The 10395-nt window shown below is 67.0% G+C and carries 7 protein-coding genes; 6 read left to right on the top strand and 1 reads right to left on the bottom strand.

Translation table 11 applies throughout. The features are described from left to right. The first annotated feature begins 250 nt into the window (after positions 1 to 250). From ASE69_RS15925 to ASE69_RS15905, 6 genes are all read left to right on the top strand, one after another. Complete coding sequence (locus ASE69_RS15925) at positions 251 to 1441, top strand: glycosyltransferase family 4 protein (protein ID WP_056488829.1); 1191 nt, start codon at positions 251 to 253, stop codon at positions 1439 to 1441. A 180-nt stretch (positions 1442 to 1621) separates the two neighbouring features. Then, positions 1622 to 3820 carry a UDP-galactopyranose mutase gene (gene glf, locus ASE69_RS15920; RefSeq protein WP_082453208.1) on the top strand — a complete coding sequence of 733 codons (2199 nt, stop codon included), beginning with the start codon at positions 1622 to 1624 and terminating at the stop codon, positions 3818 to 3820. Beyond that, positions 3817 to 5901: a glycosyltransferase gene (locus tag ASE69_RS22630; protein WP_200924183.1), complete on the top strand. Its 2085-nt coding sequence runs from the start codon at positions 3817 to 3819 to the stop codon at positions 5899 to 5901. The genes glf and ASE69_RS22630 overlap by 4 nt, the downstream gene beginning before the upstream one ends. Further along, the gene (locus ASE69_RS23045; RefSeq protein ID WP_235518864.1) at positions 5894 to 6994 is read left to right on the top strand and encodes a zinc-dependent alcohol dehydrogenase; all 1101 of its coding nucleotides are present in this window, start codon (positions 5894 to 5896) and stop codon (positions 6992 to 6994) included. Before ASE69_RS22630 ends, ASE69_RS23045 begins: the two co-directional genes overlap by 8 nt. Then, a complete protein-coding gene (locus tag ASE69_RS15910; RefSeq protein ID WP_056488828.1) occupies positions 6991 to 9249 on the top strand; it encodes a glycosyltransferase family 4 protein in 2259 nt (752 codons plus the stop codon). Before ASE69_RS23045 ends, ASE69_RS15910 begins: the two co-directional genes overlap by 4 nt. A 100-nt stretch (positions 9250 to 9349) precedes the next feature. Further along, on the top strand, positions 9350 to 9730 hold the full coding sequence (locus ASE69_RS15905; protein ID WP_235518863.1) for a hypothetical protein: 381 nt from the start codon (positions 9350 to 9352) through the stop codon (positions 9728 to 9730). 63 nt (positions 9731 to 9793) lie between these two features. Here the strand turns inward: ASE69_RS15905 and ASE69_RS15900 are convergent, their stop codons facing one another. Next, positions 9794 to 10309 carry a ferritin-like domain-containing protein gene (locus ASE69_RS15900; protein ID WP_056489424.1) on the bottom strand — a complete coding sequence of 172 codons (516 nt, stop codon included), beginning with the start codon at positions 10307 to 10309 and terminating at the stop codon, positions 9794 to 9796. Between the last annotated feature and the right edge of the window lie 86 nt (positions 10310 to 10395).

The following is a 10395-nucleotide window of genomic DNA, read 5'->3' as shown; positions in this document are numbered from 1 at the left end:
AAAGCACCGACTATCGCCATCCAGATTAGCATCGTCCGCGCTGCCCTCGCCTAGTCATCGCCCCACCTACTCATGGACGTCTTTGCACTAACATGGCGCAAGCCCCGCCGGCGGTCGAGCGTGATTGCGAATACGCGCGCCGACTAAATTTAAGCTGCATGATCCCGTTTCTCGATTTCGCCCGTTAAGTGCCTGCCCTGCAACGAAAGGGTGCAAGACCAGGGGAGATACCGATGCAGGGGATGCGTGCATGGTGGCGTTGAGCGAACGACGATCGGTCGTCGTCATCAGCGACTGGGTCGACGGCTGGCCTCCCGCGGATCCCTCCGCCGCAACGCCTCCTCGCGACGGATCGGCATGGCGCGCGCTCGATTCCGCTAGCCGACCCTGGACGGGTGTCGCCGACCACCGCCAGCCCGTCGCCGGCGGGTATCTCGAACGCCTTCCGCTCGCACTCGTCGCGGCCGGCATCGTCGAGCAGGTCGAGATCTGGCATCACTGGCGCGGCGAAGGCGACCCGCCATTCCACCGCGACAGCCCGGTGCTCGCGCGCCGCGCCTTCCGCCTCGACCACGATTGCGCACCGTTCGCCTCCACAGAGATGATCGACTTCGTGCGGACTTTTGGCGCGCCACACATTCTCGTCGTGCTCGGGCTAGGCATCGCACCCGAACTGCTCGCGCTCTGCGAAAACAGCATCATCCTCTACAATTCGATCGACGCGCCCTCGTTGCGCGTGCCGCCCGAAGTCAGCGAGTATTTCGATCTCGTCATCACCGGCGCGCAGTGGCAGTCGGACGAGGTCGAGGCCCGCCACCCCGGCGTTCGCACCGCGATCCTGCCGGTCGGTCCCGAATTCGCCGCGATCGACCAGTTCCGCCCGCTCGACACGGTCAAGGACATCGACCTGATCTACGTCGCCGCCGCGCAGCCGTACAAGCGCCACGACATCCTGTTCGATGCCATATCGCAACTTCCACGCGACGTCCGCGCGCTGTGCGTCTTCGGCTACGGCGAGGATGCCGACGCACTCCGCCACCGCGCCCGCGATCAGAACCTCTCGATCGAGTTCGTCGGACCACCGGGCGTGCCCATAGACGAGGTCAACCGCCTGATGAACCGCGCCAAGTTCGGCGTCGTCTGCGGCATCGACGACGGCGCGCCGGCGATCCTTACCGAATACATGCTCGCCGGCCTGCCCGTGCTCGCCAACGCGGGATTACGCTGCGGATTGCAGTTCATCCTGCCCGAGACCGGCATGACTGCTTCGACGACCGGGTTTGCTGATGCGATCCTTACAATGCGCGAAACCTACGCCGAATTCCGGCCCCGCGACGCCGTATTGGAGCGTTGGACTTGGCAGCATAGCGTTGTGCGTTTGGGGGCGATTATCCAGCAAATACATGATGCAAAGCAATTACATTTGCATAGTCAGGTCTGAGGCGTGGGCTTAGGTTCGATCAACAACGCGGATGACCGCGGATTCGCGGATTGGAAGAGCGTGCACGGTATCGGACCTACCCCCAGCCTCGCCACGATCGACGATACGAGCCCGCCGCCGCCGCTGATCTGCTTCTCGCATCTCCGCTGGGATTTCGTCACGCAGCGCCCGCAGCATCTGATGAAGCGGTTCGCGCAATCCCAGAGCGTGTTCGTCTGGGAAGAACACATCCCCTGCGACCACCCGCTGCCATTTCTCGAACATCACCCGTTTCCCGCCGACAACGTGATCGCACTGCGGCCGCGCCTGCCGCATTGGTGGAATGCCGAACAGGTCGAGGCAGGCTTGCGGCAACTCCTCGACATGCTGGTCGCGACGAGCATTCGCGCAAAGCCCGTCCTCTGGTTCTACACGCCGATGATGCTCCCGTTCGCCGAGCATCTGGATGCCGCCGCAGTCGTCTATGACTGCATGGACGAGCTGTCCGCGTTCCGCTTCGCCGACCCCGCCCTGCTCGACCGCGAAGCCCGCTTGCTCGCGCGCGCCGACCTCGTCTTCACTGGCGGCTATAGCCTGTACGAAGCAAAGCGCGACCGCCACCGCAACGTCCACGCCTTCCCGTCGGCAGTCGACGTGGCGCATTTCGCTCAAGCCCGCGCCGGCAACACCGAACCAGAGGACCAGCGCCACATCCCCGGCCCGAAGCTCGGTTTCTTCGGCGTCATCGACGAGCGCATCGACCTCGCGCTGCTCGACGCGGTCGCTGCTCAGCGGCCCGACTGGTCGTTCATCATGATCGGCCCGGTCGTGAAGATCGACCCCGCGCACCTGCCGCGCCGCGCCAACATCCACTGGCTCGGCGGACGCGGCTATAACGAACTCCCCGCCTATCTCTCGGGCTGGGACGTCGCGCTGATGCCGTTCGCGATCAACGCTGCGACCCGCTTCATCAGCCCGACCAAGACGCCCGAATATCTCGCCGGCGGCCTGCCGGTCGTCTCGACCCCGATCGTCGACGTGATCCGCCACTACGGTGACGCAGCGGCCGTCGCGATCGCCGACGATGCGCCCGCGTTCGTCACCGCCTGCGAGGCCGCCCTCGCGCTTCCCCGCGAAGGCGCATGGCGCGACGAAGCCGACCGCCTGCTCGCCACGCAATCCTGGGACCGCACGCAAACCACCATGGCCACCGAGATCGACCGCGTCTTAAATGGTAAAAAATACGCTCCTGCAGCAAAACGCGAACGCTACGACACGCTGGTCGTGGGCGCAGGCTTCGCCGGCGCGGTCCTCGCCGAGCGGCTCGCGAGCGACAGCGGCCAGCGCGTCCTCGTCGTCGATCGCCGCCCACACATCGGCGGCAACGCGTATGACGAACACGACGCGGCGGGCGTGCTGATCCACCGCTACGGCCCGCACATCTTCCACACCAACTCCGCCGACGTGTTCGACTATCTCTCGCGCTTCACCGACTGGCGCCCCTACGAACACCGCGTGCTCGCCAGCGTCGACGACAAGCTCGTGCCGATGCCGATCAACCGCACCACGCTCAACGACCTCTACGGCCTCTCGCTCAAGGACGACGCGGAAGCCGCCGCCTTCCTCGCCAGCCGCGCGGAATCGGTCGAGGACATCCGCACCTCCGAGGACGTCGTCGTCGCCGCAGTCGGCCGCGATCTCTACGAGACGTTCTTTCGCGGCTACACGCGGAAGCAATGGGGCCTCGACCCGTCCGAACTCGACCGCGCCGTCACCGCGCGCGTGCCGACCCGCACCTCGACCGACGACCGCTATTTCACCGACACCTTCCAGGCGATGCCCGCAAACGGCTACACCCGGATGTTCGAGGCGATGCTCGATCATCCCGGCATCACGCTCGATCTCGGCGTAGAATACCGCGACGTGATCGACCGCGTCGACGTCGACCACATCGTCTTTACCGGCCCGATCGACGAATATTTCGACTTCCGCTTCGGCAAGCTGCCCTATCGCAGCCTCCAGTTCCGCCACGAAACGCACGACGTCGCGCAGTTCCAGCCGGTCGCGGTCGTCAACTATCCCGACGAGGCCGTGCCGCAGACGCGCATTACCGAGTACAAGCACCTCACCGGCCAGCTCCACGCGAAGACCAGCATCAGCTACGAATTCCCGAGCGCGGAAGGCGATCCGTATTACCCGATCCCCCGCCCCGAAAACCAGGCGCTGTTCAAGCGCTACGAGGCGCTCGCCGATGCGGAGGAAGGCGTAACCTTCGTCGGCCGGCTCGCGACGTACCGCTACTACAATATGGACCAGGTCGTGGGCCAGGCGCTCGCCACCTATCGCCGCATGGTCGCGAAGTCGGCTGTTCTCGAGACCCCCGTGATGGCCGCCGAATGACCCGTATCTGCCTGCTGACCGACAGCCTCGCCCCGTCCGGCGTCGGCGCGCACATGATGACGCTCGCCGAAGGATTGGGTGGAGACGAGATCGTCGTCGCCGCGCGGCCCGGCACCGGCCTGCTCGAACACGCCGCCGCCAAGGGTTACGCAGTCAAGGCGCTCGACGACGATGCAAACCTCGCGCGCTGGCTCGACCGCGCCGGACCCGACATCGTCCACGTCCATGCCGGCATAGGCTGGGAAGGCCACGCCGCCGTCCGCGCCGCGCATGCCGCCGGCGTCCCCGTGGTCCGCACCGAACACCTCCCCTACCTCCTCACCGACCCCGCGCAGCGCGACGAACACCGCGACACATCGGCCGCGCTCGCACGCCTGATCTGCGTCTCGGACGCGGTCGGTGACAGCCACCGCGCGGCCGGCGTCGATCCCGCCCTCGTCGCAACGATCCACAACGGCGTCGGCGCACATAAACCCTCGCGCTCACGCGAAGTCCTCCGCGGCGAATGGGGCGTCGGCAATGCCCCCGTCCTGCTGATGGTCGCGCGCTTCGCCGAGCAAAAGGGCCACACACTCCTGCTCGATGCGTTGCCGGCAATCCGCGCCGCATATCCAAACGTGATCGTGTTGCTCGCCGGCGAAGGCCCCCTCCTCACCCAGACCGCACGCGCGATTGCCGCCAAGGGCCTGGCCGGCACCGTCCGCATGCTCGGCACCCGCAGCGACGTCGCCGACCTGATGACGCTCGCCGACCTGCTAGTCCTCCCGTCGGCGTTCGAAGGCCTGCCACTGGTCGCGCTCGAAGCGATGGCCGCCGGCCTCCCCGTCGTCGCCACCGTCGCCCCCGGCAATGCCGAAGCGATCGAGGACGGCGTTACCGGTCGCCTCACCGCCGCGGACCCGGCCAGTTTTGCCGATGCGGTGGTCACGTTGCTCGCCGACCGCGACACCCTGAAAACGATGGCCAGCGCCGCGATCGAGCGCCAGCAGGACCTATTCTCGGCCGATCGCATGATCGCCGACACGCGCGCGGTCTACGCCGCTGTGCACGACCATACAGACACCAAACATAAGGGAGACGGCGTGGAGCGGACACGGATCGGGTTCATCGGCGCAGGCGGGATCGCCAATCGCCATTTCGGCGTGCTGGAGCAGTTCGACGACGTCGCGATCGTCGCGGTTGCCGACGTCGACATGGCGCGCGCGACCGAAGCCGCCGCCCGCTTCGGAGCGCGCGCGTTCGACGATGCCGCTGCGATGCTGGCCGCGGTCGACCTCGACGCGCTCTACATCTGCGTGCCGCCCTTCGCACACGGCGAACCCGAACGCCTCGCGATCGAGCATAAGCTGCCGTTCTTCGTCGAGAAGCCCGTCGCGCTAGACCTCGGCACCGCAGAAGACGTCGCCGCCGCAGTCGACCGGCTCGGTCTCGTCACCGCGGTCGGCTATCACTGGCGCTATCTAGACACCGTGGACGAGGTAAAGGCGCTGCTCTCGGCGACCCCCGCCCGCCTCCTGTCCGGCTATTGGCTCGACTCAACCCCGCCCCCGCGCTGGTGGTGGAAGAAGGACGCATCGGGCGGCCAGATGCTCGAACAGACGACGCACTTGGTCGATCTCGCACGCTACCTCGTCGGCGACGTCGTCCGCGTCTACGGCCAGTCGGGCCACATCGACCGCGCCGCCTTCCCCGGCCTCGACGTCGCGACGACCAGCACCGCGATGCTCACCTTCGCCAGCGGCGCGATCGCCAATTTCGCGTCCACGTGCTTGCTCAACTGGAACCACCGCGTCGGCCTGCATCTGTTCGGCGAAGGCCTAGCGATCGAACTGACCGATCGCGACGTGATGATCGACATCGGCCGCGGTCGCCCGGTCCGCGGCACCGGCAGCGATCCGGTCGTGCTGGAGGATCGCGACTTCATCGACGCGGTCCGCGGGGGCGAAAACCGCATCCGCTGCCCCTACCCCGCCGCCCTCGAAACGCTCCGCCTCGCGTTGGCGATCGAACGCTCAGCCGTCGAAGGCCGCGCGATCGACGTCCGCGAGCGGGAGGCAACTAAGGAGATGGGGCATGTCTGAGTGGCGCCACGTCCGCTCGCTCGGCGTCGAACGTCCCGGCCAGGCCTATTTCTTCGGCTATGACGAAGCGCCCCCAGGCGACGGTCAGGTCCGGCTCGACCTGCTCTACACCGGGTTCTCCGCCGGGACCGAACTCACCTTCGTCAAGAACAGCAACCCGTATCTCCACTCCCGCTGGGACGCAGGCCGCGGCGTGTTCGTCCCCGGCGAACCGAGCGCGCACTACCCCGTGCCGTTCCTCGGCTACATGGAATGCGCCCGCGTCAGCGACAGCCGGGTCGGCGATTTCGCCAACGGCGACGTCGTCGGCACCGTCTTCGGCCACAAGACCGGCCACACCGCGGACCCGTTCAACGATTTGCTGACCAAGCTCCCGTCCGAGCTCGATCCGATCCTCGGCATCTATATCGGCCAGATGGGCCCGATCGCCGCCAACGGCATTCTCCACGCGGACGTCGAACTGCTCGGCCCCAACGTCGTCAACCTCGGCGACGGCATCCGCGGCCGTCCCGCTTTGGTGATCGGCGCAGGCATAGTCGGTATGCTGACCGCCCTGTTCGCACAAGCCGCCGGCGCGAGCGAAGTCGTGATCGCCGACCCGTCCCCCTTCCGCCGCCTGCGCGCCGAATGCCTCGGCATCACCGCGATGACCGAGGACCAGGCTTGGGCGTACGCCAAGGCACGCTGGCTCCACGGCGGCGACGATCGCGGTGCCGACGTCGTGTTCCAGACCCGCGCCGACGCCGCCAGCCTCCACGCCGCGATGCGCGCGCTGAGACCGCAGGGCACGGTGATCGACCTCGCCTTCTACCAGGGCGGCGCGGATCGGCTCCGGCTCGGCGAAGAGTTCCACCACAACGGCCTCAACCTCCGCTGCGCGCAGATCAACCGCGTCCCCCGCGGGCTCGGCTTCCAATGGGACCGCCGCCGCCTCGCCAACGAGACGGTCAAGCTGCTGCTCGCCCGCGGCCCAGAGATCCGCGCGCAGCTCATCACGCACGTCGTGCCCTACGACGACGCTCCCAAGTTCATCGCAAAGCTGGTCGGCGAGCGGCCCGAGTTCCTCCAGATCGTCTTCAAGGTCGGCGATTGAGCACCGCACTCACTGCCGACGCCCGACCGATCCGCATCCTGTTCGTCTTCGCCTGGCTCGTCGTCGGCGGCGAGGAGACGGAAGTGCGTCTGCTCGCCCAGGCGCTCGACCCGACCCGCTACCGGATCGAGGTCGTCGCGTGCTTCCGAAAAGACGGCATGCCCGAGCAGACTCACGCGCAATTGGAAGCGATCGGCGTCGCCGTCGACCGCACGCCCTACGCGCTCGGCTTCGACGAGACCGTCGCCTACCTCGCGAGCAAGCTGCCCGCGTACGACGTCGTCGTCTCGTGCCAGAACGTCGCCGACATCTATCCCGCGCTCGAACGCATGCACCTCCGCCCGCCGTTGATCGAACATGGCGGCCTCGTCTCCGAAGCACTCGCCGGCCCCAAGCATTTCACCGCGCGCTATGTCGGCGTCTGCGCGTCGATCCGAGACGCCGCCGCCAGCCGCATGCCCGGCCGCGAACACCACGCGATCGAGATCCCCTCGATGGTCGACACGCGCGCCTTCGACCCCGCCCGCCCCGCGCCGGTCCGTGCGGCGCTAGGGATCGCCGAAGACGTGCCGCTGATCGGCTGGCTAGGCCGGCTCGACCCGAAGAAGCGTGTCGAAGACTTCATCGAAGCCGCCGCGCTCGTCCACGCCCGCCACCCCCGCGCGCGCTTCGTCGTGATCGGCGGGCCGGACGCCTTCATCCCCGAATACGCCGTTGCCCTCCGCAACCGCGCGCACGCACTCGGCCTCGACACCGCCCTGACCTTCCTCGGCGATCGCGACGACGTGCCCGACCTGCTCGCCGCACTCGACATCTTCGTCTGGCTCTCCCGCGGCGAAGGCATGCCGCACGTCATCGCCGAAGCCGGCGCCGCACGCCTCCCCGTCATAGCAACGCGCGACAACGGCTCCGAACAACAGATCGTCGACGGGGTCAGCGGCCTGTTCGTGCCCCACGAGGATCCCCCCGCAGTTGCCGCCGCGATCACAAAACTGCTCGAAGACCCGGCACTGCGGACCCGCCTCGGCACTGCCCTCCGCGCCAAGGTCGACAGCGAGTACGCCGTCGCCGCCGTCGTCCCCCGCTGGGAAGCCCTGTTCGCCGAAGTCCTATCCGACCGACCGCCCCTCCCCCGCCCGACCGGCCTGTTCCGCAGCTTCCTGCAAGGCGGCTTCGAATCCTCCACGCACCGCCGCGCGCACGACCGCAAGCGCGTCGACGTCATCGCCGCCAGCCATCACGAAACCCTCGCCGCGCATGATTACAGGGAACTCGCCAAGCTCGGCATCCTGACGGTCCGCGACGGCCTGCGCTGGCATTTGATCGAGCGCGAACCCGGCCGCTACGACTGGTCCAGCCTTGATCGCCAGCTGGAAGCCTCCAAGGCGATCGGCACCGAAGTCATCTGGGACCTGCTGCATTACGGCTGGCCCGACGACATCGACATCTGGACGCCCGCCTTCGTCACGCGCTTTGCCGCCTTCGCCGCCGCCGCCGCCCGCCACATCGGCCCGGCCGCACCCGGCGAGACCCGCTTCTACGCCCCGGTCAACGAGGTCTCGTTCTTCGCCTGGGGCGGCGGCGACGCAGCCTATCTCAACCCGTTTGCACAGCGACGCGGCTACGAACTCAAGGTCCAACTCGCGCGCGCCTCGATCGCCGCGATGGAAGCGATCCTCGCGGTCGACCCCGCCGCGAGGTTCGTCCACGCCGATCCGGTCATCAACGTCATCACCGACCCCGCCCGCCCGAACGACGCCCCCGCCGCCGAAGGCCACCGGCTCGCGCAATACCAGGCCTGGGACATGATCGCAGGGAAAGCGTGGCCACAGATCGGCGGCCGACCGGCGTTGCTCGATATCGTCGGTGTCAATTTCTACCACAACAACCAGTGGATCCACGGCGGCCCCCCGCTAGCCTACGACCACCCCCTCAGCCGGCCGCTCCACGCGATCCTCGCCGACGCCTACGCGCGCTACGGCCGCCCGATCTTCATCGCCGAAACCGGCATCGAAGGCAGCGCCCGTCCCGCCTGGCTCCGCATGATCCTCCGCGAAGTAAAGATCGCCCAGTCGCTCGGCGTGCCGGTCGAGGGCGTGTGCCTCTACCCGATTTTGGACCACCCCGGCTGGGACGACGACCGCTACTGCCCCAACGGCTTGCTCGCCTGCTCGCCGGTCCTCGCCGACCGCGTGCCGAACGCCGCGCTCGCCGACGTCATCCGGCAGGCGGAGGGGCCCGATATCCTGCGTTAACTTGGGCCCCGATACTGATCGAAGTCGATACGATCGACGGGACATTTCCGCCGCCACGTCGCGTTGACGGTTGCCAACAAGGCATGCGGAGAGAGATCACATGGCCATTAAATTTGCAGGAACGATGAACGCGATCAATCGCGGGCTCGACGCGACCAAGCCCACCAAGGGTGCCGACATGGTCGAGGATTGGGAAGCCGCGCTGGCCGATACCGAAGTATCCGGCGCCAAGGGCATCCTTCGCGATCTCGGTTCGCTGCGCAAGCAATTGGAGAAGGACACGCCCGACGCCGACCGCGTCCACGCGCTGCTCCACCGCCTCGGTACCGCGACGACCAAGATCGCCGATAAGGCCGACAAGTCGCAGGACAAGCTGAAGGCACTTGGCGAAGCGCTGACCGAAGCCGGTGAGGACGAGCCGGACGAGGAAGAGGACGTCGCCGCCGCCGCCGCTCCCAAGCGCGCGCGCAAGAAGGCCTGAACGAAAAACGGGCCGGCGATCGCATGATCGCCGGCCCGTTTTCTTAGTTACGTCGCGAAAGGCTCAGGCAGTAACCGCCTCGGCCTTCGGATTGACCTTCGACGTCGCCATCGCGGTCAGCTTGTCGTCGGTCGCATATTCCTCATCGAGCGTTTCCTTCAGGATCGCTGCGATCTCGCTGCGACCAAGCTGGTTCGCCCACGCGATCAGCGTGCCGTAGCGCGTGATCTCGTAATGCTCGACCGCCTGCGCCGACGCGATCAGCGCCGCATCGAGCACCGCCTTGTCGGCGATCTCGCCCGCGACTTCGTTCGCTTCCTTGATGATCCCGTCGATCGCCGGGCAGGTCACTGCCTTGGCCTTCTCGCCGAGCAGTTCGAAGATCCGCTCGAGCCGAACGATCTGTCCTTCGGTCTCGCGCAGGTGCGTTTCGAACCCGGCCTTCAGACCCGGCGCGGTCGCCTTGTCGGTCATCTTCGGCAGTGCCTTGGTGATCTGGTGCTCGGCGTAATACACGTCCTGCAACTGGTGCAGGAACAGGTCTTCGAACGTCGCGATGTCCTTGGAAAACAAGCCCATGATCATATCCTCGCATAGCTGGTGCACGCGAAGCGAAATGCTCCGGTGGTGGGGAAACGCCCTTACCGCGGGGTAAGTTTCGTCTC

This window comes from Sphingomonas sp. Leaf208 (assembly GCF_001421415.1).
Lineage (GTDB): Bacteria > Pseudomonadota > Alphaproteobacteria > Sphingomonadales > Sphingomonadaceae > Sphingomonas.
Note: the sequence above shows the minus strand (reverse complement) of the source record. Positions and strands in the feature narration are given on the sequence as shown.

What these genes read in the sequence shown, in the direction of transcription:
- ASE69_RS15900 (WP_056489424.1), bottom strand. Translation starts at nt 10,309, where the DNA reads ATGGGCTTGTTTTCCAAGGACATCGCGACGTTCGAAGACCTGTTCCTG.
- ASE69_RS22630 (WP_200924183.1), top strand. Translation starts at nt 3,817, where the DNA reads ATGACCCGTATCTGCCTGCTGACCGACAGCCTCGCCCCGTCCGGCGTC.
- ASE69_RS15925 (WP_056488829.1), top strand. Translation starts at nt 251, where the DNA reads ATGGTGGCGTTGAGCGAACGACGATCGGTCGTCGTCATCAGCGACTGG.
- ASE69_RS23045 (WP_235518864.1), top strand. Translation starts at nt 5,894, where the DNA reads ATGTCTGAGTGGCGCCACGTCCGCTCGCTCGGCGTCGAACGTCCCGGC.
- ASE69_RS15905 (WP_235518863.1), top strand. Translation starts at nt 9,350, where the DNA reads ATGGCCATTAAATTTGCAGGAACGATGAACGCGATCAATCGCGGGCTC.
- glf (WP_082453208.1), top strand. Translation starts at nt 1,622, where the DNA reads ATGAAGCGGTTCGCGCAATCCCAGAGCGTGTTCGTCTGGGAAGAACAC.